Raw genomic sequence first — 21,995 nt, forward strand, 5'->3', positions numbered from 1 at the left:
CTATTAACAATAATTATCAATGCCATTGTATTAATAATATTCTAATCTGTCACGGCCTTCACAGAAACATGCCGCCAGAAGCCTCGACGCGCTGCGCATTGATCCAGCCGGCCTCATCCGACAGCAGCATGGCCATTACCGCACCAATATCATCTGGCTGGCCAACTCGTCCCAGCGCGGTCTGGCTGGCAATAAACTGGTTGAGCTGGGCATTATCGCGTACGGCCCCGCCACCAAAGTCGGTTTCAATCGCACCAGGAGCCAGCACATTCACCGCAATGCCACGCGGGCCCAATTCCTTGGCCAGATAGTGGCTCAATACCTCGACCGCTCCCTTCATCGCCGCGTAAGCCGCAAAGCCAGGCAGCGCAAACCGTGTCAGGCCGGTGGAGACATTCAGGATACGCCCGCCATCAGCCAGCAGTGGCAGCAGAGCCTGGGTGAGGAAGAATACTCCTTTAAACTGGATATTGAGCAACTGATCGAACTGGGCTTCCGAGGTTTCGGCAAAACTGGCATGAATGCCGATGCCCGCATTATTCAGCAGGTAATCAAACTGCTGGCGCTGCCAGCGCAGCTGCAATAGCTGGCGTAACTGCTCGGCAAATGCCGGGAAACTGCTGCTGTGTGCCACATCCAGCTGGATGGCGGCGGCCTGGCCACCGGCAGCGCTAATCTGTGCCGCGACGGCCTCGGCGGCGGCCTGGTTTGCTTGATAGGTCAGTACCACAGCGACACCACGGGCGGCCAGTTTGAGCGCGGCATTCCGGCCCAGACCGCGGCTACCACCGGTGACAAGGGCAATTTTCTGTTGCATGTGAAGCTCCTGATAAGGGGGCAGAAGCAGGCTGCATCTGCAGGACCGCAGTGTATTGTTTTGTTTTATGGCGATAAACAGGCCATATACGATCATACTGTTCGCGATATCAAGACAATGGAGCACTCTGCCGTGGATCAGCTACAAGCCATGCGCATTTACCTGCGCGTCGCCGAGATGGGCAGTTTTACCCAGGCCGCAACACAGCTGTCCCTGCCCAAGGCCAGCGTATCCACTGCGATACAGCAACTGGAAAACAGCCTGGGCGCACGCCTGCTGCACCGTACCACGCGACAGGTCCGCATGACGCCGGATGGGCAAATGTATTACCAACGCTGCAAGGACTTGCTGGATGAAGTCGAGGAACTGCAGGCACTGTTTGCCAGCACACCGGCCCGCTTGTCTGGCCGCTTGCGCGTGGATCTGCCCATTGCCATTGCCCGCCACACCGTGCTGCCCAACTTGCCGGACTTTCTGCAGCAGCATCCGCAGCTGGAAATCGAGCTGAGCAGCACCGACCGGCTGGTCGATCTGCTCAGTGAAGGTTTCGATTGCGTGCTGCGCGTGGGACAGTTGCGCGACTCCAACCTGATTGCCCGCCATCTGGGCTGGCAGCGCCAGATCAATTGCGCCAGCCCGGGCTATCTGGCAGCTCATGGCACACCACATGGCCTGGATGATCTGGCCGGCCATCGGCTGATCCATTACCAAAGCGTGCTGGGTGGACGGCGCAGCGGTTTCGAATATCAGGACAGCAGCGGTAGCCTGCGCCAGTACAGCATGCCGGGCGCACTGACGGTGAATAATTCCGATGCCTACCATGCAGCCTGCCTGGCAGGGATGGGGATCATCCAGGTGCCACAGGTAGGCGTGGCCTCCCAGCTGGCCACGGGGCAGCTGGTGGAAATCCTGCCAGACTGGCAAGCACCACCAATGCCAGTCTCCCTGCTCTACGCCAATCGCCGCCAGTTGCCACAACGCTGCCGGGTGTTCATGCAATGGCTGAGCGAGCTGTTGCAGCCCAGCTTGCATGGCAGCAGCGGCGATGCCGCTGTCAGAGTAGAGGCCGATCCGCTATAACGATTGAAAGCAGGACAATAACGGGGAAAACATGTTCGATCGCAAACTGAAACAAGAAATAGCCGCGCTGCAACAACAGCTCAACGCCGCTCAGCAACTTAGCAAGGCACTTGACCGTTCCCTGGCGGTGATCCGCTTCAGTCCGGACGGCAGCATCCTCGAAGCCAACCAGAACTTTCTCACCACCATGGGCTATCACAGCCAGGCAGAACTGCAAGGCAAAAAACACAGTCTGCTCTGCGATAGCAGCTATGCCACCAGCAGCGATTACCAGCGCTTTTGGGACAAGCTGTGCCGTGGCGAATTTTATCAAGGCCGGGTCAAGCGCCGCAGTGCCGATGGCCGCAGCATCTGGCTGGAAGCCACGTATAACCCGCTACTGGATGAACAAGGCCAGGTGGTCAGCATCATCAAGTTTGCCACCGACATCACCGCCAAGGTCAACGAGGCCGCCCGCAACAACGCCATCCTGCAAGCCATCAACCGCGCCATGGCGGTGATCGAATTCACCCCCGACGGGCAGATCATCAGTGCCAACGACAATTTCCTGCAGGCCACCGGCCATAGCCGCGACAGCCTGATCGGCAAGCCGCACCGCCTGCTGTGCCCGGCGGAATTCGCGGCCAGCCAGGCATACGAAGCGCTATGGCAGCGCCTGCGCAGCGGTCAGCACTATAGTGGACGCATCCAGCGGCTGACCCGTGATGGCCGTACCATGTGGCTGGAAGCCAACTACAACCCGGTGCTGGATGAAACCGGCCAGGTACTCAGCGTCATCAAGTTCGCCACCGATATCAGCCAGCAGGTAGAGCAACAGGTGCTGGAGCGGGATTCGGCACTGCTGGCTTACACCTCATCACAGCAAACCCAGGAACTGGCCAATACCGGCGTATTCGACATCGAGCAAAGCATCGAAGGCATCATGACCATGGCCACCGATATCGAACGCGGCAGCCAGCAAGTGCAGCAGCTGGGTGAGCGCTCGCAGCAGATCGGCTCCATCGTGCAAACCATCAAGGAGATTGCCGACCAGACCAACCTGCTGGCACTCAATGCCGCCATCGAGGCGGCGCGTGCCGGCGAAATGGGGCGTGGCTTTGCCGTGGTGGCCGACGAGGTGCGCAAGCTGGCCGAACGCACCAGCACCTCCACCGGGGAAATCAGCCATATGGTGCGCGATATCCAGGGCCATACCGACACGGCGGTGGCCAGCATGCAAAGCCTGCTGCAACAGGCCAATGGCAGCGTGGAACTATCCCAGCGCGTGGGGCAGACCATTTCGCAGATCAACCAGCAGGCCAAGGGCGTGGTGCAGGTGATCAGCCGCTTTGCCGAGATGAAAAACCAGAACGATCAGGCGAACTGAAGACGGCAGGAGCAGGCTCAAGGGTAATTCCGCATTGGCAGAGCGGGGGAAATGGGGATTAAATGCAGCCAGTCCCCTGCTCCAGCCTGTCGGAGGCGCCGCGCACCATGAAAATCGGCCTGTTCATTCCCTGTTTCATCAACGAACTTTTTCCTCATGTGGCCATGGCCACGCTCGAGCTACTGGAAAGCCTGGGCTGCGAAGTGGCGTTTCCCATGGAGCAGTCCTGCTGTGGCCAGCCGCTGGCCAACAACGGCGACAGCAAGGGCGCCTGTGATGCTGCCCGGCGCTTTACCGGCGTATTCCAGCAATACGACTATGTGGTCGCTCCATCCGGCAGCTGCGTTTCGCACGTCACCCACCACTACGACTGGTATATCGCGGACGATCCGGCCTATCAGCAGCTCAAGCCCAAGGTCTACGAGATCATCGAATTCCTGCAGGACGTGCTCAAGCTGGAAAAACTGCCCAAGCCGGTGTATTTCCCGCACAAGGTCTCCATTCACCAGAGCTGCCACGGCCTGCGCGAACTGCACCACGCCAGCCCGTCCGAACTGATGATTCCTTATCAGTCGCGGCTGGAAAACATCCTCAAGCTGGTTGATGGCGTGGAAGTACTGCTGCCCGAGCGCCGCGACGAATGCTGCGGTTTTGGCGGCACCTTCTGCGTGGATGAACCGGAACTATCCACCGCCATGGGCGAAGACCGCGTGGCCCAGCATGAGGCCACCGGTGCGGAATATATCGTCGGCGCCGACCCCTCCTGTCTGATGCACATGGGCGGCATCATCCGCCATCAGGGCAAGCGCATCCGCCCGCTGCACATTGTGGAAATCCTCACCGGTCGCGGAGCAGGCGCATGAAAGACGACAGCGTAAAACACCCGCAAGCTGCGGCTGAATTCCTCAAGGACCGCGCCCAGGCCAAATGGCACGACAGCGCCATCTGGTGGGTGCGGCAAAAGCGCGATGCCCAGGCCAAACAACTGCCGGAATGGGAAGAACTGCGCCGGCTGGCACGTGAGATCAAGGCCCACACCCTGTCGCAGCTGGATGACTACCTGGCCCAGTTTGAAGCCAATGCCCAGAACAACGGCGTCACTGTGCACTGGGCAGCCGATGCCGACGAACACAACCGCATCGTGCACAGCATTCTGGCAGCGCGGCAGGTGAAGAAGCTGGTCAAGTCCAAGTCCATGCTGACCGAAGAATGCGGGCTGAACCCCTATCTGGAGCAGCGTGGCATCGAGGTGGTGGATACCGACCTGGGCGAGCGCATCGTGCAATTGCGCCACGAAGCCCCCAGCCACATCGTGATGCCGGCCATTCACCTGAAAAAAGAGCAGATTTCCGAGCTTTTCCATAAAGAACTGGGCACCGAGGCCGGCAATAACGACCCGACCTACCTCACCCACGCGGCACGGGCCAATCTGCGCGAACATTTCCTGACTGCGGATGCCGGCCTGACCGGGGTGAATTTCGCCATTGCCGAAACCGGTGGTGTGGTGGTGTGCACCAATGAAGGCAATGCCGACCTTGGCACCAGCCTGCCCCCCATCCATATCGCCAGCATGGGGCTGGAAAAAATCATTCCCAAGCTGGAACACCTGGGGGTGTTCACCCGGCTGCTGGCACGCTCGGCCATTGGTTCCCCGGTGACGACTTATACTTCGCACTTCCACCAGGCCCGCCCTGGTGGCGAGATGCACATCGTCATCGTCGACAATGGCCGCAGCGACATTCTGGGCAATGAAGATTTCTACCAGAGCCTGCGCTGCATCCGCTGTGGCGCCTGCATGAATACCTGCCCGGTCTATCGCCGCAGCAGCGGCTTCAGCTACAGCTACATCATTCCCGGCCCCATCGGTTCTACCCTGGGCCCCAGCCGCGACATGAAGAAGCACGGCAGTATGGCCTTTGCCTGTAGCACCTGCGGCTCCTGCTCCAATGTCTGCCCGGTCAAGATCAATCTGCACGAACAACTGGTACTGCATCGCAAGAAAGCCTTCGACCAGAACCTGCTGCCCACCGGCAAGAAAATGGGCCTGCTGGCCATGCGTTTTCTGACCCAGCATCCGGCCCTGTTCGATCTGGGCGGCAAGGTGATGCGCAAGGTGGTGCCCATCATCCCGGAAAGCCTCACCCGCCACAGCGCCTGGAGCCGCGCAGGCCGTGATCTGCCACCGATGCCAGCCCAGAGCTTCAAGGAACAGTATCAGCAGCGCAGCCAGAATAAGCAGGACAAGGAGGAGCAGCAATGAGCGCCCGTGACAACATACTGGCCCGTATCCGCCAGAACCGCCCGCAAGCCTCGGCGCTGCCCGATATTCACGCCGTCCCCTTCATCCGCTACGACGACCAGTTCGAGGCCTTTGCCACGCTGATCCGCAACCTGGGCGGCGATGCCGTCCAGTTGCAGGATGGCCAGAGCGTGGCCGATATCGTGGCTGCACGCTGGCCGGATGCCGGTCGCACGGTAGACCTGACCGTAGCAGAGCACGAAGAAGTGGATGATCCGCATGCCTGGCACGATGTCGATGTCGCCATCGTCCCCGGTCAGCTAGCGGTGGCAGAAAACGCCACGGTCTGGGTAAGCCACCCGGACAACCGCTTCCGCTCCATCTATTTCCTCACCCAGAAGCTGGTACTGGTGGTGCCGCGTGAGGCCATGGTAGACACCATGCGTGATGCCTATGCCCGCATCGACATAGCGGAGCATGGCTTTGGCGCCTTCATTTCCGGCTCGTCCCGCACCGCCGATATCGAACAAAGCCTGGTGATGGGTGCCCATGGTGCCATGGCTGCGCTGGTGATTTTTGTCTGATTTGTACGCACGGAGCATTGCTTCCTTGGGGCCCCTGCGGGGGCCATTTTTCTGCCCGCCATTTCTATCCAGCCTTTCCATCAGACATGAAAAAACCGCCGGTCTGGCGACGGGCGGTTTTGGGCTGGCAGTGCTCAATACTCAGCGGTTGACTTCCACCTTGTAACGCGGCGGCAGCAGCAAGGCCGGCACTTCGCGCTGTGCCTTGCGGCTACGGCGGCTACCGGCGGTCGGATTGATGGTTTTCAGGCCCTCACCCGATTTTCCCACCATCAGGGCAGAAGCCGGCAAGGACATCGGATCACGCTGCGATTCACGTGGAGCGGCGCGCACCGGGCTGCTGCGGCCTTCGCGGCCGCCCTCGCGACCATAATCACGACCACCCTCGCCACGAGAGGACTCACGGCGCGGTGCGGCTTCTTCACGCGGCGCGGCTGCACCCGGCTGGAAGCCTTCCACCACCTGCGGCTTCAATGTCTGGCGGGTCAGCTTTTCAATCGCCTCATGCTGGCGGGTTTCCGCCGGGCTCATCAAGGAAATGGCGATACCGCTGGCACCGGCACGGCCAGTACGACCGATACGGTGTACATAGTCTTCCGGCGAATTGGGCAGCTCGTAATTCACCACGAACGGCAGTTCGGTAATATCCAGGCCACGGGCCGCCACATCGGTGGCGACCAGCACACGCAGGCTGCCTTCCTTGAAGGAGGACAGGATTTCCAGGCGCGAGGCCTGGGCCTTGTCGCCATGGATGGCTTCCGCCACCAGGCCATCACGCTTGAGATCACGCGCCAGTTGATCGGCACTGATCTTGGTCTTGCAGAACACAATGACCTGGCTCATGTCGCGGGTCTTGATCAGATGGCTCAGCAGATGGCGCTTGCGCCCGGCATCCACCGAATACACCAGCTGTTCCACTTGCTCGTTGGTGGCGTTCTGACGGGCAACTTCAACCGTCTGCGGATCTTTCATGAAGTCAGCAGCCAGGCGTTTGATTTCCGTGGCAAAGGTCGCCGAGAACAGCAGGGTCTGCCGTTCCTTGGGCAACATGCTCATGATCTTGCGGATGTCCTGGATGAAGCCCATGTCCAGCATGCGGTCGGCTTCGTCCAGCACAAGCACTTCCACCTTGTTCAGCTGGATGGTTTTCTGCTGGATATGGTCGAGCAGGCGGCCCGGGGTGGCGATGACGATTTCCATGCCACGGCGCAATTCAGCTGTCTGCGGGTCCATATTCATGCCGCCAAACACTGTGGTGGCACGCAGCGGCAAATACTTGGTATAGGTCTTGACGTTGACGCCGATCTGGTCGGCCAGTTCGCGTGTGGGCGACAGCACCAGCGCGCGCACCGGATGCATGGCCGGCGATACGCTGGTATTGGCGAATTTCTTCATCCGCTCCAGGATGGGCAGCATGAAAGCGGCAGTCTTGCCGGTACCGGTTTGGGCAGCCGCCAGCAGATCGCGACCGGACAGAACCAGCGGAATGGCCTTGGCCTGGATGGGGGTAGGCTCGGTATAGCCTTGTTCTTCAATGGCACGAAGAATCTCGGGCGACAGCCCGAGTTCGGAAAACAGCATGTGTGTGCTCCTGCAATTCGGTTGGGTGATGGCGGCGCAGCGGGCGACGCATCCCCTTGTTCATGAACATGGCCGTGCTGAAATGGCAACGCCGCCCATCACGGGCGGCGGTTGGCAGGCATCAGGCCATGTGATTGGCTACGCTGAGCAACAGGACGACAAACAACCATAACAGGGCCGAGCGCCACACCAGTCCGACAGCACTTTTCAGAAAGCCGGGATCAGCCTCGTCGCCCAGGCCCAGTTCAGGCCGGAACTTGATGGTGTAATCCTGTCGGAGCGGATCGCCCAGTTTGACGCCCAGCGCGCCGGCCGCCGAGGCCAGCAGAATGCCGTTAGCGTAATTACCCCAGGTTTTTGCCTGCGAGCGCCAGCAGTAAACCGCGTCTTCAAAATCGCCCATTACGGCGAAGCTGGCTGCAGTCAGACGCACCGGCAACCAGTCAAGCCAGGCAGCAGCACTGCCGGCAAAGCGACCAAAACGGTCTTCCTCAGCCTGACGACCACCCCATTTCTGGCCCAGCATGCTGCACAGACGGTACAGCAAGGCACCGGACGGTCCCGGTAGCAGTACAAACCAGAACATGGTGCCGAACACGTGACGATAGCTGTCTACCACACCCTGCTCGATGGCCAGCCGTGAAATCTCGCCCACCGACAATTCGGCTGCCGGCAAACCGGTCCAGCGCGACAATGCAGTACGTGCATCCAGATCACGCCCCTCGGCCAAGGCCAGGGATATCTCGGAAAATGCGCTGGAAAAGTGACGGAAGCCCATGGTGAGGTACAGCACCAGCACATTCCACAGGATGGCGAGCAAAGGATTGGCCGCATACAAGGCGTAGTACACCAGCAGGCTCAGCAACACCGGCGGCAGGATGGCCAGCATCCACGCAAACACGCCATGCCGGTTGGCACCGGCATTCAGGTTGCGTTCCAGGTGATTGGCATAACGGGTAAACACATGCCAGACGCGGTTACGGTTGCCCAGTGGGCGCAGCTGTTCAAGTGCCAGCGCAAATATCAGGGAAATCAGGGTCATCAGATTTTTGGATGGTGGTTTGCTCAGGCCTAGCGGCGAAGATACCACATAAGGGGCAGATGCGCCCACCACATCGCAGCAGCAGGCGGGAGAAACAGCGAGAAAACAGACTCAGGCCGAACCGAGAAAGCGGCGACCGCCTACCGGTTGCGGCTGCTGGCCGCCACGATCATAGCTGAGTGTCGCAGCAGCTGCCTGACGCAGTACTGCCAGCGATTCTTCGACCTGCCCCAGTTGCTGCTCGATAAAGCTGCCATTGAGCTGGTTGATGCCCTGGGCGCGGTGAATCTGGTCTTCCAGCGCCAGCCAGGCCTGGCGCTCGGCCGGTTTGTCCGCCAGCCAGATATATACGGTATCGCTATCAGACAGGCCCAGCGTCTTCATCAACTGGCCGCGCTGCTGCGACTGTCTGGCCAACTCGTCCAGCACCTTGCTCTTGCTGTCGGCCAGCGCTTCCAGCAAATGCACCTGACCGGCAATCATCACCTGCTGCTCCTGCTGCAGCAGTTCCACCAGGCGCAGCACATGGGCCGTTTCAGCCTGGCATAGCTCGGCAAAGCCTTGTTGTTGATTCATGGCAGCGTCAACCATTTTGCCGGGCTTACTGGTTCAGCAATTCTTTGGTGGAAGCGATCAGGCTATCGGCAATCTTGCCCGGATCCACCGAGAAGCTGCCGGATGCAATGGCGCTCTTGATGGCATCCACTTTGGCGGCATCGAACGACGGCGCAGTATCGCCAGCCTGCGTTGCCAGTGCGCTGATACGGCTGGCCAGCGGATTGATTTCCACGCTATCGGTCGGGGCTGAGCCGGCAGCAGTGGCTTGCGTGCCAGCATCGCGCCGGGCCAGCTTGCTCTGGCTGGCATAGGCGCCAACCGCACTGCCCGAGTTGTCGATTTTCATGGTGGGGCCTTCCAAACTAACGAGGGGTTTAATCTATTATCGGCTGAAAAAGCAATCTCTTGAAACTTTATTCAGTATGCCAGGCTGACGGTGCCATCCGGCTGTACCATTCCACGCACCACCCTGCCGCTACTGAGCCGGACCGACACAGCTTCGCCAACCGCAGCATTGCCATTGGCCGTGCCTTCGGACAAAACACTGAAACCGTCGCCGCCAGCCGATACCTTGACCGGCTGCCCGGTGCGTACCGCATAAGGTGCATGCAGCATGAAATTGCGCAGCCAGCTACCGGCCGGCGCACCACTGCGCATGCTCTGCCCCACCGCAAGGGCCAGTTCGTTCAACACATTGCGCGCCATCGCCGGATTGGCAATTTCCACCAGCTTGACATCCCCGGCCTGCAACACCTCGCCTGCGGCCACCGAACGGGTCAGTACCACTCCCAGCTGCTTTTCATTGACTGCTACCGGCAGCCGGATGCTCCAGCCGCTGTCGGGGCAGACAATCACCAGGCTGGTATTACCACTGGTCTGGGCGGTATTGGACCAATCCACCTTGGGGCTGGAACATGCAGGCAGCACCAGCCGCCGATCCAGCCGCCCCAGCTTGTAGCTGGCCTGGCGATGGCTGACTTCCTGCTGCATGAAGCGGTCGGCCAGTTTTTCCAGCGCCGCCATGTCCTGGTTGGCAGCAGCGCATACCATGCTGGATAGCAGCATGCTCAGAAACAGATAAGGGAATTTCATCCTGCCATTGTATCCAGTCCGGTTGCCAATGCGTATCGGCGTAAGCCAACTGCCATCAGAGTGGCAAAGCCGGCAACAGTTGCATGCTGCAATGAAAAACAGGCTCCTGACGGAGCCTGTCTGACTGACCTGGGCCGACTTCAGCCAGCCAGCGTCTGTTCAACGAAGGCTTTGACCTTGGCGGCATCGGCGTCGAACACCACCACTTTTTGCGGCAGGTCTTCCAGGCCGTCAAAACCGGCCGGACGCGGCGGATCGCGGTCCAGCGCCTCGCGGATGGTATCGGCAAACTTGGCTGGCAGCGCTGTTTCCAGGCAGACCACGGTTTCACCCGGCAGACGCAACGCGCGCGCCACCTTGATGCCGTCGGCGGTATGGGTATCCACCACCACGCCATCGCTGGCATCCAGTGCACGGATGGTGGCCAGACGGTCGGCATGATTGCTCTTGCCGGACACAAAACCGAACTTGCTGGCTGCATCGGCCAGCTTGGCAGACAGATCGAAGCCCTTGCCGGCATCGACATCGGCCCACAGTGCCTTGACCGCAGTGCCATCACGGCCCAGCAGGTCGAACACGAAGCGCTCGAAGTTGGAGGCCTTGGAAATATCCATGGAAGGGCTGGAAGTCACATAGGTATTGGCCGTGCCACGCGGGCGGTACTGCCCGGTGCGGAAGAATTCGTCCAGCACGTCGTTTTCATTGGTGGCCACGATCAGGCGCTGCACAGGCAAGCCCATCTGGCGGGCGATATGGCCGGCGCAGACATTGCCGAAGTTGCCGGACGGCACACAGAAGCTGACCTGTTCGTCATTGCTGCTGGTGGCGTTGAAATAGCCCTTGAAGTAATACACCACCTGCGCCACTACGCGGGCCCAGTTGATGGAGTTGACGGTGCCGATCTGGTATTTGGCCTTGAAGGCGTGGTCGTTCTGCACCGCCTTCACGATATCCTGACAGTCATCGAACATGCCCTTGATGGCGATGTTGTGGATGTTGGCATCCTGCAGGCTGAACATTTGTGCGCGCTGGAAGGCACTCATCAGGCCATCCGGGCTCAACATGAAGACATTGATACCCTTTTTACCGCGCATGGCGTATTCGGCGGCACTGCCGGTATCGCCCGAGGTGGCACCCAGAATATTCAGCGACTGACCTTTTTTGGCCAGCACATATTCAAACAGGTTGCCCAGCAGCTGCATGGCCATGTCCTTGAAGGCCAGCGTCGGGCCATTGGACAGTTCCAGAATCACCAGGCCATCGGACAGGCGCTTGACCGGGGTAATGTCGGCACTGCCAAACACCGCAGCAGTATAGGTGCGGTCGACGATGTCCTTGAGGTCGGCCTCGGGAATGTCGGTGGCGAACAGGCGGATGATTTCGAAGGCCAGTTCGGCATAAGACAGGCCACGCCAGGCATCCAGCTGGCTGCGGCTGATATGCGGGTAGCTTTCCGGCAACGCCAAGCCACCATCCGGTGCCAGGCCCATGAGCAGGATGTCGCTGAAACTTTGCGGCTGCATGCCGCCACGTGTGCTGAGGTACTTCATGATCAGTTGGTCAACCTGTCCAGACATTGAAAACTGGCCTTGACGATCTTTTTCTTGATCTCGGGTGAAAAGGCCTTGAAGGTATTGCTGCCGCTGCCGGACATGCTATTGGCCACGGCTTCGCTCAGGTCATCCATGGTCAGTGCCTGCATGGCCTTGTCGGCGGCACAGCTACAGTAGCTGCTGCGGTTTTGCTGGGTAATGGCATGTCCAAGCTGCTGCTCCAGCTGCTTGAGCTTGGTACTGTCATTGGCAAAGCTGGTCATGCAGCCCTTGCTGATCAGCTGGCTGAAGTTCTGCACATAGGGTGCCATGCTGGGATCGTCCGCCAGACTGCCACTGGCCGTATCGGCCCAGGCAGACAGTGGCAGCAGCAGCAGCAGCAGCAGTGACAGCAGCAAGCGTTGGGGGAGAGTGGACATGATGTCTTCCATTTTGGTAGCTGGGTCTCAGTCGGCGCTACTGGCATCCAGATGACGGCTACAGGCAGCGGAGGCTTCCGCCAGCCGCTTCTTGCCGCGCGGATCGTCCTTGCGGATCTGCCCGGTCAACACCCCCATCACTTCTTCCGAGGTAAAGGTGTTGGCCAGGTGTTCACTGGCGCACTGGCAGTATTTCTGGACCTGGGCGTCGGAGTGCTCGGCCACCCCGTCAGATGCCGGGGTGCGCTTGAGACAGCCGCGCATCAGGAAGCCCTGCAGCAGATTATGCTGGCCGGGCGTCAGCGGCGTGGCATACAGCGCCGAAGCGGTCAGGGCACAGGCCATGCCTACGCCATTCATCCAGAGTCTTGCCATTGCAACCATCCAGTCGCCGCCCCGTCGGCAATGACGGGGCGAATGCCTTAGTCGTTGAGTTCTTCCATGCGCAGGCGCACTACCTTGCCAGCCACACTGTCCAGTGCCTCGATGGCGGCGATGGCGGCGTTGATGGCTCCTTCCTGCACCCGGTGGGTGAGGATGACCACTTCGGCATTGCCTTCGCTGGCCGAGCCCTTCTGGATCAGCGCTTCGATGGAGATGTCGTTTTCCGCCAGCAGGCCGGTGATATTGGCCAGCACACCGGCGCGGTCGGCAGCGCCGATACGCAGGTAGTAAGAGCTGTATACCTCGTCAATCGGCAGGATACGCAGGTCTTTCAGTTGGTCCGGCTGGAAGGCCAGATGCGGCACGCGGTGTTCCGGGTCTGCCGTCAGCAGGCGGGTCACGTCGACAATATCCGCCACCACGGCCGAGGCGGTCGGCAGCGCGCCGGCACCCGCACCATAATGCAGGGTCTGGCCGACGGCATCGCCCTTGGCCAGCACTGCGTTCATCACGCCGTTGACATTGGCAATCAGCTGGCTTTCCGGAATCAGCGTCGGATGCACGCGCAGTTCCACGCCAGCATCGGTGCGGCGGGTGAAGCCCAACAGCTTGACGCGATAGCCCAGCTCTTCGGCGTACTTGATGTCGCGACCATCTAGCTTGCTGATGCCTTCCAGATAGCAGCTATCGAACTGCATCGGAATACCAAAGGCCAGTGCCGCCATGATGGTGAGCTTGTGGCCAGCGTCGTGACCTTCGATATCGAAGGTGGGATCGGCTTCGGCATAACCCAGGCGCTGGGCTTCGGCCAGTACATCGGCAAAGCTGGCTCCCTTCTCACGCATTTCGGTAAGAATGAAGTTGGAAGTACCGTTGATGATGCCGGCGATCCATTCGATACGGTTGGCCGAAAGGCCCTCGCGCAGCGCCTTGATAATGGGGATACCACCGGCAACGGCGGCCTCGAAGGCTACCATCACGCCCTGCTCCTGGGCGCGGGCGAAGATTTCATTGCCGTGTACCGCCAGCAGCTTCTTGTTGGCGGTCACCACGTGCTTGCCATTGGCAATGGCCTTGAGCACCAGTTCCTTGGCCACGGTGTCGCCACCGATCAGCTCGACCACGATGTCGACTTCCGGATCGTTGACCACGGCAAAGGCATCGGCGACCAATTTGACCTCATCGCCCACCAGCTGGCGTGCCAGCTCCAGATTACGGCGCGAGGCAATGGTCAGCCGGATTTCGCGGCCGGCACGGCGGGCGATTTCCTCGGCATTGCGCTTGAGTACGGTGGCGACACCGCCACCGACAGTCCCCACGCCCATCAGGCCAATATTGATCGGTTTCATTACCATCTCCATGTCTGTCTCTAGTGTTTTGTCCCGGGCCGACGGCCTCTTGGCAAGGCGGCCATACCGGCTTGCCAAGAGGTCTTCACGCGGATGACACAGCCGGCGGGCTGTTACGCCACCGGCTGCATCGGGCATCAGGCCGTGCCGTGACGCTGGCGATAGCGCGCCAGGAAACGGGCAATGCGACCTATCGCTTCGATCAGGTCATCCGAGTTAGGAAGGAATACCACGCGGAAGTGATCCGGCGCAATCCAGTTAAACCCGCTGCCCTGCACCAGCAACACTTTTTCTTCCTGCAGCAGTTCCAGAATGAATTGCTGGTCGTCGCTGATGGGGTAGATCTTGGGGTCCAGTCGCGGGAACAGGTACAAGGCCCCCTGCGGCTTGACGCAAGTTACGCCCGGAATGTCGGTGAGCAGCTTGTGCGCCAGATCGCGCTGGCGGGCCAGCCGGCCGCTGGGCGCCACCAGATCATCAATGCTCTGGTAACCGCCCAGTGCGGTCTGGATGGCAAACTGCGCCGGTACATTGGCACACAGCCGCATCGAGGCCAGCATGTTCAGGCCTTCGATATAGTCGCGCGCATGTTTTTTCTCGCCACACAGAATCATCCAGCCGGCGCGATAGCCACAGGCGCGGTAGTTCTTGGACAGGCCATTGAAGGTAACTACCAGCAGATCCGGTGCCAGCGCGGCGATGGAGGTGTGTTTGACTTCGTCGTACAACACCTTGTCGTAGATTTCGTCGGCGTAGATGATCAGCTGATGCTGGCGTGCCAGCTCGACAATCTGCTGCAGCAAGGCCGGCGGATACACGGCACCGGTGGGGTTGTTGGGGTTGATCACCACGATGGCGCGGGTATTGGGGGTGATCTTGGCGCGGATGTCGTCGATATCGGGGAACCAGCCCTGCTCTTCGTCACAGACATAATGCAGCGCCTTGCCACCGGCCAGGCTGACGGCGGCAGTCCACAGCGGATAGTCCGGTGCCGGCACCAGCACTTCGTCGCCATTGTCCAGCAGCGCCTGCATGGCCATCACGATCAGTTCGGACACGCCATTGCCGATGATGATGTCGTCCATGCTGACATTGGGCAGCTGTTTTTCCTGGGCGTAATGCATGATGGATTTACGCGCGGCAAACAGGCCCTTGGAATCGGAATAACCGGAGGCGGACGGCAGGTTGACGATAACGTCTTCGATGATTTCATCCGGCGCAAAAAAACCGAATGGCGCAGGATTGCCGATATTCAGCTTGATGATGCGATGGCCTTCGTCTTCCATCTTCTTGGCATGCTCAAGCACCGGGCCACGGATGTCGTAGCAAACATTGGCGAGCTTCTGCGATTTGTGTACTGGCTGCATGGTGGCCTGTTTTTCCGTCACGGGCCGCGCCCCGGACACTGCGGCGGTCTTGCGGCGGCGCGGTTTGTTGTCTTTCATTAGAGTCCCTTGTCTGTCCCGGCCATTGGCGACACCGTCTGACAACGGCAGGTCAGGGTATAATCCTATCCCAAACCGTGCTGCACTGCATTACGGAGTGCGCCCTTGCACTGCAGTGCTGCAACACCCGACGCCAGCACCACCATTACCCTTGCAGGAAAGCGAGCCCATGAAAATGCATCAGGCCCTGGGACAGGGCAGAAACCTGTTTACCGGCTATGGCGAAGGCCATGTGCTGATCAATGCCGAACGCCACGACGGCAACCTGATCGTGACGCCGGACAGCGTACAGCCATGGGGTGTCGATGATTTTGCCAGCCTGACAGAGGCTCACTTCAACCTGCTGCTGGATTTGCAACCCGAGCTGGTGCTGTTTGGCTCCGGTGCCAGCCTGCGCTTTTTTCACCCGCGCCTGATGGCCGCGCTGGTTAACGCCGGCATCGGTGTGGATGTGATGGATACCCAGGCTGCCTGTCGCACCTTCAACATCCTGATGGCGGAAGACCGCCGCGTAGTGGCCGCCATTCTGGCGATCTGAAGCTGGCTGCCATGAATAAAGCCCCGCAATGCGGGGCTTTGCTATTGGGGCAGGGGCTTGCGGTGGCCGATCAGGCGGCCGCCGGTTTCTCGCCACCAAACTCCTCGAAAGCCTGCAAGGCTTCGGCTGCGGTCATTAAGGATGGGCCACCACCCATGTAGACCGCCACCTGCAGCATCTCCATGAACTCGGCGCGGCTGCAGCCCAGCTCCACCAGCGCCTTGCTGTGGAAGGCCAGACAGCCCTGGCAACGGCTGGCGATGCCGATGGCCAGCGCGATCAGCTCCTTGGTCTTGTTGGAGAGCGCGCCGTCGGCATGGGCGGCGCGGCTCATCTGGCCAAAGCCCTTCATGGTTTCGGGTATTTCACGGCGGAATTCTGCCAGTTTGCTGCCCAGCTCCTGGGCGAGTCCGGTGTAGTCGTGGCTCATTGCTTGCTCCTCGCAGTATTTAATTCATTTTTATATTATATATTTTTATATAATATTGCAAGCATGCCACGCAGCTTGGCGATGCGCCCGAGCTGCGTGGTAATCTGCCGCATCCACCTTGGCCAAGGACAGACCGTGCCCCACTCCGCTACCGAACTGGCAGATTATGATCACGTCCGGCAATGGGCGATGCAGTCGCTGTTCCAGCATATGGATGATATCTACCAGGGAACGGTGATTGTGGATGCACAGGCGCGCATCATCTGGATCAATGCCCGCTATGCAGGGCGTTTCGGCTTTGCCGACCCGCAAAGCGCGCTGGGCCAGCCGGTGGAAAACGTCATTCCCAATAGCCAGATGCGCGAAGTGTTGCGCACCGGCGAGCCCATGCTGCTGGACATCATGGCTACCGGCGACGACCAGCTGGTGGTGACCCGCCTGCCCCTGAAAGATGCAACAGGACGTACCGTTGGTGCGGTCGGCTTTGCCCTGTTTGACAAGATCCAGTCACTGGCTCCGCTGGTGGCCAAATTCACCCGTCTGGCCGAGGAACTGGCCGCGACCCGTGAATCACTGGCGCAGGCACGCCGTGCCAAATACAGCTTTGAGCATTTTGTCGGCGACAGCCCGCTGATCAGCGAGGTCAAACGCCAGGCGCGCTTGGCCGCACCGCTGGAGGGCGCGGTACTGCTGCTGGGTGAAACCGGCACCGGCAAGGAAGTGCTGGCCCATGCCATTCACGCCGCCTCGCCACGGGCAGGCAAGCCGCTGGTCAGCCTGAACATGGCGGCCATTCCCGATACCCTGCTGGAGGCCGAGCTATTCGGTGCCAGCGCCGGCGCCTACACCGGAGCAGACAAGAAAGGCCGCAATGGCAAGCTGCAACTGGCTGATGGCGGGACACTGTTTCTGGATGAAATCGGCGACATGCCGGCCGCACTGCAGGCCAAGCTGCTGCGGGTATTGCAGGACAAGGAATTCGAGCAGCTGGGCTCCAACCGCGTGCTGCGCGCGGATATCCGCATCATTGCCGCCACCTCGGCCCGGCTGGAAGAAAAAGTCAGCGCCGGCAGCTTCCGGGCCGATCTCTACTACCGGCTGAATGTGCTGACCATCCAGCTACCGCCGCTGCGGGCCCATCTGCAAGATTTGCCCGTGCTGTGTGAATCGCTGCTGCTGCAACTGGCACAGCGCGGCCACATGGGACGCTGCCAGCTGACACCGGCAGCCATGCAGCGGCTGGCCGCCTATCACTGGCCAGGCAATGTGCGCGAGCTGCGCAATATCCTGGAGCGGGCCAGCATGCTCAGCCAGGGCGGCATGCTGGACGAAGCCGACATCAGCAGCCTGCTGGGCCCCCTGCCTGCCGGGCAAGCGGATGCCGGCGATTATCAGCAGCAGATGGCGCGTTTCGAAGCGCAACTGCTGCGCCAGGCCTTGGCCGCCGCCGCCGGCCATGTGCCGACAGCCGCCCGCCAGCTGGGCATGGGCCGCGCCACCCTGTACAAGAAGCTGGCGGCGCTGGGCATCAGCACGACGTCCTAGCCAGCCTCGTCTCGAAACAGAGACAGCGTCTACCAAGCGAGACACACCGTGCGCCCCCTGCCAAGGGCGGCCTTGCCACTGTCCTACACTGCCCTAGCGTCTCCAAACAGAGACAGCAAGCCCTCACTGCCAGCACAATTCACAGCAAGTAATTGATTTAATTACGCATCCAATTCAGGCACGCTTCCTGCTGTTATCCCGTTCAGGGGCCTGGCCATGCGTCAGGTCCGCACAAGGGCCCCGCAGTGGGCCACACAACAATAGAGGAGATGCACCATGAGTTTTATCGTGGTTTTGCTGGCATTGTTCTTCCTGATGCTGGCCGCCTATCGCGGCTACAGCGTCATCCTGATGGCACCGCTAGCGGCACTGGGAGCGGTATTGCTAACCGAGCCATCCGCCGTGGCACCAGCCTTTAGCGGCCTGTTCATGGACAAGATGGTGGGCTTCGTCAAACTGTACTTTCCGGTGTTCCTGCTGGGGTCGGTGTTCGGCAAGCTGGTGGAGCTGTCCGGCTTTTCCAAATCCATCGTCGCTGCGGTTATCCGCTTTATCGGCGAGAAACGCGCCATCGCCGTCATCGTCGCCGTGTGCGCGCTGCTGACTTACGGCGGGGTTTCGCTATTCGTGGTGGTGTTCGCCGTCTATCCCTTTGCCGCCGAGATGTTCCGCCAGAGCAATATTCCCAAGCGGCTGATTCCCGGCACGGTAGCGCTGGGGGCCTTTTCCTTCACCATGGATTCGCTGCCGGGTACCCCGCAAATCCAGAACATCATCCCCACCACCTTTTTCAAGACCACCGCCTGGGCAGCCCCGGTGCTGGGTGTGGTGGGTGCGCTGTTCATCACCCTGGTCGGCCTCACTTATCTGGAATGGCGCCGCCGCAGCCTGATGGCCAAGGGCGAAGGCTATGGCACCGACCTGCGCAACGAGCCGGAGCATGTGGACACCAGCAATCTGCCCTCGCCCTGGCTGGCGATTGCCCCCTTGCTGTTGATCGGCATCAGCAACTTTGCCTTTACCCGCTGGATTCCGGCCTGGTATGGCCCTAGCCACGAGCTGCATCTGGCTGGCATGGCCAAGCCGGTCACCACGCAGATTTCTACCGTCACCGCCATCTGGTCGGTAGAAGCCGCCCTGCTGCTGGGCATTGCCTTCGTTGCCCTCACCGCCTGGCCAGCCATCCGCGAGAAATTTGCCGAAGGCAGCAAGGGCGCGATTGCCGGGGCCATGCTCGCGGCAATGAACACCGCATCGGAATACGGCTTTGGCGCGGTGATTGCCGCCCTGCCCGGCTTCATGGTAATTGCCCATGCCTTGCAGAACATTCCCAATCCGCTGGTCAATGCCGCCGTTACCGTCAGCACCCTGGCCGGGGTCACCGGTTCGGCTTCCGGCGGCATGAGCATTGCGCTGGCCGCCATGGGCGAGCAGTTCATCACTGCCTGCCAGGCGGCTGGCATTCCACTGGAAGTACTGCACCGCGTGGTGGCCATGGCCAGTGGTGGCATGGACACCCTGCCACACAACGGCGCGGTGATTACCCTGCTGGCAGTCACCGGCCTCACCCACCGCGAGGCTTACCGCGATATCTTCGCGGTCACCCTGATCAAGACCCTGGCAGTGTTCTTCGTCATCTGCGTGTTCTACCTCACCGGTCTCGTTTAATTCTCCACAACATTCAGGCTCCGCCGGCTGGCGGGGCCTGACAGGATAAGCATCATGACTTCACTGGCAGGAAAAACCGCGCTGGTCACCGGCTCCACCAGCGGCATTGGCCTGGGCATCGCCCAGCAACTGGCCGAGGCCGGGGCCAATATCGTGCTCAACGGCTTTGGTGATGTGGCGGCAGCACAGGCGCAGATACAGGCCCTGTGCGTGCAGGCCTGGCATCATCCGGCAGATTTGTCCGACCCGGAGCAGATCGACACGCTGTGTGCCTTTACCGCAAACGAATGCGGCGGCGTGGACATTCTGGTCAACAATGCCGGCATCCAGCATGTGGCGCCCATCGAGACCTTTCCCCCGGCGCAATGGGACAAGGTGCTGGCCATCAACCTGAGCGCGGTGTTTCACACCAGCCGCCTGCTGCTGCCCGCCATGCGCGCACGGGGCTGGGGCCGCATCATCAATATCGCCTCCACCCACGGCCTGGTGGCCTCCAGCGGCAAGTCCGCCTATGTGGCCGCCAAGCATGGCGTGTTGGGCCTCACCAAAACCGTGGCGCTGGAAACCGCCCACAGCGCCATTACCTGCAATGCCATCTGCCCCGGCTGGGTGCTCACCCCGCTGGTGGCACAGCAAATAACCGACCGTGCCACGCAGCAGGGCATCAGCCCGCAGCAAGCCCAGCAAGACTTGCTGGCCGAGAAACAACCCTCCGGCCAGTTTGTCACGCCGCAGCAGTTGGGCGCACTGGCGGTGTTCCTGTGCAGCCCGGCGGCCGCCGAAGTACGTGGTGCAGCCTGGGCCATGGACGGCGGCTGGACTGCCCAGTAAAGCAAGCAGACAAGGAAAACCAATGAACAAGCTCTACCCTGATGCCGCCAGCGCCCTGGCCGACATCCTGGCCGATGGCCAGACCATAGCCGTGGGCGGCTTCGGCCTGTGCGGCATCCCCGAAGCGCTGATCGCCGCCCTGCGCGACAGCGGCGTGCGCAATCTCACCGCCATTTCCAATAATGCCGGCGTGGACGGCTTTGGCCTGGGCCAGCTGCTCAATACCCGGCAAATCCGCAAGATGATTGCCTCCTATGTGGGGGAGAACAAGGAATTCGAACGCCAGTACCTGAGCGGTGAGCTGGAACTGGAATTCACCCCGCAAGGCACGCTGGCGGAAAAACTGCGCGCCGGCGGCAGCGGCATTCCAGCCTTTTTCACCCGCACCGGCTACGGCACGCTGGTGGCCGAAGGCAAGGAAGTGCGCGAATTCAACGGCCAGCCGCATATCCTGGAGCAGGCGTTGCAGGCCGATGTGGCGCTGGTCAAGGCCTGGAAGGCCGACCGCGCCGGGAATCTGCTTTACCGGCGCACCGCACGCAATTTCAATCCCAATGTCGCCATGGCCGGACGCATCACCGTGGCCGAGGTGGAAGAGATCGTGGAAAACGGCATGCTGGACCCGGATGCCATTCACACCCCCGGCATCTTTGTGCAGCGACTGGTGCTGAACCCCCATCCCGAAAAACGCATCGAGCAGCGCACCGTGCGCGCTGCCAGTCTGGCGGAGGCATAAGCATGGCCTGGACCCGAGAACAAATGGCCGCCCGTGCGGCACAGGAATTGCAGGATGGCTTTTATGTGAACCTGGGCATCGGCCTGCCGACGCTGGTGGCCAATCATGTGCCCGCCGGCATGGAGGTATGGCTGCAGTCGGAAAACGGCCTGCTGGGCATCGGCCCGTTTCCGACCGAAGACGAGATAGACCCGGACCTGATCAACGCTGGCAAGCAGACCATCACTACCCTGCCCGGTTCGGCCATTTTCAGCTCGGCCGACTCCTTCGGCATGATTCGCGGCGGCAAGATCAATCTGGCCATTCTGGGCGCGATGCAGGTCAGCCAGAGTGGCGATCTGGCCAACTGGATGATTCCCGGCAAGATGGTCAAGGGTATGGGCGGGGCCATGGACCTGGTGGCCGGCGTAGACAAGGTGGTAGTGCTGATGGAGCACACGGCCAAGAAAAAGGACGGCAGCGAAGAAGCCAAGCTGCTGGAGCGCTGCAGCCTGCCCTTGACCGGCGTGGGCGTGGTCAGCCTGATCATTACCGATCTGGGGGTGATCCGGGTGGAGGCCGACGGCCTGCATCTGCAGGAGCTGGCGCCGGGTGTCAGCTTGCATGACATCTGCTCGCGCACCGCCGCACCATTGAAGCTGTCGGCCATGGTCAACAGCGGGCAGGCCGCGCTGGCCTGCTAAGTGGTGTTAGCCGCGCCAGGCGAGTGGCGCAGACAAAAAAGCACGCCGTCGGGCG

General features: G+C 60.8%; 23 protein-coding genes. 11 read left to right on the top strand and 12 right to left on the bottom strand.

Annotation, left to right across the window (positions count from 1 at the left end; all coding sequences use genetic code 11):
- Positions 1 to 58 precede the first annotated feature (58 nt).
- Positions 59 to 817: an SDR family NAD(P)-dependent oxidoreductase gene (locus tag H2Z84_RS11465; protein ID WP_181836082.1), complete on the bottom strand. Its 759-nt coding sequence runs from the start codon at positions 815 to 817 to the stop codon at positions 59 to 61.
- A 132-nt stretch (positions 818 to 949) separates the two neighbouring features.
- On the opposite strand from H2Z84_RS11465, the gene H2Z84_RS11470 reads away from it, so the two are divergent.
- The 5 genes from H2Z84_RS11470 (at position 950) to H2Z84_RS11490 (ending at position 6,086) form a co-directional block, all read left to right on the top strand.
- A complete protein-coding gene (locus H2Z84_RS11470) occupies positions 950 to 1,897 on the top strand; it encodes a LysR family transcriptional regulator (protein WP_181836083.1) in 948 nt (315 codons plus the stop codon).
- A gap of 31 nt (positions 1,898 to 1,928) precedes the next feature.
- Positions 1,929 to 3,263 carry a methyl-accepting chemotaxis protein gene (locus H2Z84_RS11475; protein ID WP_181836084.1) on the top strand — a complete coding sequence of 445 codons (1,335 nt, stop codon included), beginning with the start codon at positions 1,929 to 1,931 and terminating at the stop codon, positions 3,261 to 3,263.
- Positions 3,264 to 3,325: 62 nt separating this feature from the next.
- Entirely contained in the window at positions 3,326 to 4,126 is an 801-nt protein-coding gene (locus tag H2Z84_RS11480) for a (Fe-S)-binding protein (protein ID WP_258869376.1), read from the top strand.
- A complete protein-coding gene (locus H2Z84_RS11485) occupies positions 4,123 to 5,523 on the top strand; it encodes a lactate utilization protein B (protein WP_103526166.1) in 1,401 nt (466 codons plus the stop codon). Before H2Z84_RS11480 ends, H2Z84_RS11485 begins: the two co-directional genes overlap by 4 nt.
- Positions 5,520 to 6,086: a LutC/YkgG family protein gene (locus H2Z84_RS11490; protein ID WP_181836085.1), complete on the top strand. Its 567-nt coding sequence runs from the start codon at positions 5,520 to 5,522 to the stop codon at positions 6,084 to 6,086. The genes H2Z84_RS11485 and H2Z84_RS11490 overlap by 4 nt, the downstream gene beginning before the upstream one ends.
- A gap of 141 nt (positions 6,087 to 6,227) precedes the next feature.
- Here H2Z84_RS11490 and H2Z84_RS11495 read toward each other — a convergent pair whose 3' ends face one another.
- The 10 genes from H2Z84_RS11495 to H2Z84_RS11540 form a co-directional block, all read right to left on the bottom strand.
- Positions 6,228 to 7,667 carry a DEAD/DEAH box helicase gene (locus H2Z84_RS11495; protein ID WP_181836086.1) on the bottom strand — a complete coding sequence of 480 codons (1,440 nt, stop codon included), beginning with the start codon at positions 7,665 to 7,667 and terminating at the stop codon, positions 6,228 to 6,230.
- A gap of 121 nt (positions 7,668 to 7,788) precedes the next feature.
- Complete coding sequence (locus H2Z84_RS11500) at positions 7,789 to 8,709, bottom strand: CobD/CbiB family protein (RefSeq protein WP_124643175.1); 921 nt, start codon at positions 8,707 to 8,709, stop codon at positions 7,789 to 7,791.
- A gap of 111 nt (positions 8,710 to 8,820) precedes the next feature.
- A complete protein-coding gene (locus tag H2Z84_RS11505) occupies positions 8,821 to 9,285 on the bottom strand; it encodes a flagella synthesis protein FlgN (RefSeq protein ID WP_158604737.1) in 465 nt (154 codons plus the stop codon).
- A 25-nt stretch (positions 9,286 to 9,310) separates the two neighbouring features.
- Positions 9,311 to 9,613 carry a flagellar biosynthesis anti-sigma factor FlgM gene (gene flgM / locus H2Z84_RS11510; RefSeq protein WP_181836087.1) on the bottom strand — a complete coding sequence of 101 codons (303 nt, stop codon included), beginning with the start codon at positions 9,611 to 9,613 and terminating at the stop codon, positions 9,311 to 9,313.
- Positions 9,614 to 9,684: 71 nt separating this feature from the next.
- The gene (flgA, locus tag H2Z84_RS11515; RefSeq protein WP_258869377.1) at positions 9,685 to 10,359 is read right to left on the bottom strand and encodes a flagellar basal body P-ring formation chaperone FlgA; all 675 of its coding nucleotides are present in this window, start codon (positions 10,357 to 10,359) and stop codon (positions 9,685 to 9,687) included.
- A gap of 140 nt (positions 10,360 to 10,499) precedes the next feature.
- Entirely contained in the window at positions 10,500 to 11,909 is a 1,410-nt protein-coding gene (gene thrC / locus H2Z84_RS11520) for a threonine synthase (RefSeq protein WP_181836147.1), read from the bottom strand.
- A 2-nt stretch (positions 11,910 to 11,911) separates the two neighbouring features.
- Positions 11,912 to 12,331, bottom strand: coding sequence for a hypothetical protein (locus H2Z84_RS11525; protein WP_181836088.1), 420 nt, complete (start codon positions 12,329 to 12,331; stop codon positions 11,912 to 11,914).
- Between the two features lie 27 nt (positions 12,332 to 12,358).
- On the bottom strand, positions 12,359 to 12,706 hold the full coding sequence (locus H2Z84_RS11530; protein WP_147456247.1) for a hypothetical protein: 348 nt from the start codon (positions 12,704 to 12,706) through the stop codon (positions 12,359 to 12,361).
- 47 nt (positions 12,707 to 12,753) lie between these two features.
- On the bottom strand, positions 12,754 to 14,064 hold the full coding sequence (locus H2Z84_RS11535; protein WP_181836089.1) for a homoserine dehydrogenase: 1,311 nt from the start codon (positions 14,062 to 14,064) through the stop codon (positions 12,754 to 12,756).
- A 137-nt stretch (positions 14,065 to 14,201) separates the two neighbouring features.
- Positions 14,202 to 15,431, bottom strand: a complete 1,230-nt coding sequence (locus H2Z84_RS11540; RefSeq protein WP_181836148.1) for a pyridoxal phosphate-dependent aminotransferase — start codon at positions 15,429 to 15,431, stop codon at positions 14,202 to 14,204.
- A 247-nt stretch (positions 15,432 to 15,678) separates the two neighbouring features.
- Here H2Z84_RS11540 and H2Z84_RS11545 point away from each other — a divergent pair, with 247 nt between their 5' ends.
- A complete protein-coding gene (locus H2Z84_RS11545) occupies positions 15,679 to 16,047 on the top strand; it encodes an Mth938-like domain-containing protein (protein WP_181836090.1) in 369 nt (122 codons plus the stop codon).
- A 70-nt stretch (positions 16,048 to 16,117) separates the two neighbouring features.
- Here H2Z84_RS11545 and H2Z84_RS11550 read toward each other — a convergent pair whose 3' ends face one another.
- Complete coding sequence (locus H2Z84_RS11550) at positions 16,118 to 16,477, bottom strand: carboxymuconolactone decarboxylase family protein (RefSeq protein ID WP_181836091.1); 360 nt, start codon at positions 16,475 to 16,477, stop codon at positions 16,118 to 16,120.
- Between the two features lie 135 nt (positions 16,478 to 16,612).
- On the opposite strand from H2Z84_RS11550, the gene H2Z84_RS11555 reads away from it, so the two are divergent.
- The 5 genes from H2Z84_RS11555 (at position 16,613) to H2Z84_RS11575 (ending at position 21,940) form a co-directional block, all read left to right on the top strand.
- Positions 16,613 to 18,022 (top strand): sigma-54 interaction domain-containing protein, encoded by a 1,410-nt coding sequence (locus H2Z84_RS11555; RefSeq protein WP_309545471.1) that lies wholly within the window; start codon positions 16,613 to 16,615, stop codon positions 18,020 to 18,022.
- A gap of 276 nt (positions 18,023 to 18,298) precedes the next feature.
- Positions 18,299 to 19,690 carry a GntP family permease gene (locus H2Z84_RS11560; protein WP_181836093.1) on the top strand — a complete coding sequence of 464 codons (1,392 nt, stop codon included), beginning with the start codon at positions 18,299 to 18,301 and terminating at the stop codon, positions 19,688 to 19,690.
- A gap of 54 nt (positions 19,691 to 19,744) precedes the next feature.
- A complete protein-coding gene (locus H2Z84_RS11565) occupies positions 19,745 to 20,521 on the top strand; it encodes a 3-hydroxybutyrate dehydrogenase (protein WP_181836094.1) in 777 nt (258 codons plus the stop codon).
- A gap of 22 nt (positions 20,522 to 20,543) precedes the next feature.
- Positions 20,544 to 21,257 (top strand): CoA transferase subunit A, encoded by a 714-nt coding sequence (locus H2Z84_RS11570; RefSeq protein ID WP_181836095.1) that lies wholly within the window; start codon positions 20,544 to 20,546, stop codon positions 21,255 to 21,257.
- 2 nt (positions 21,258 to 21,259) lie between these two features.
- On the top strand, positions 21,260 to 21,940 hold the full coding sequence (locus tag H2Z84_RS11575) for a CoA transferase subunit B (protein ID WP_181836096.1): 681 nt from the start codon (positions 21,260 to 21,262) through the stop codon (positions 21,938 to 21,940).
- The last annotated feature ends 55 nt before the right edge of the window (positions 21,941 to 21,995 follow it).

It is taken from the genome of Aquitalea aquatica (assembly GCF_013911085.1).
Lineage (GTDB): Bacteria > Pseudomonadota > Gammaproteobacteria > Burkholderiales > Chromobacteriaceae > Aquitalea > Aquitalea aquatica.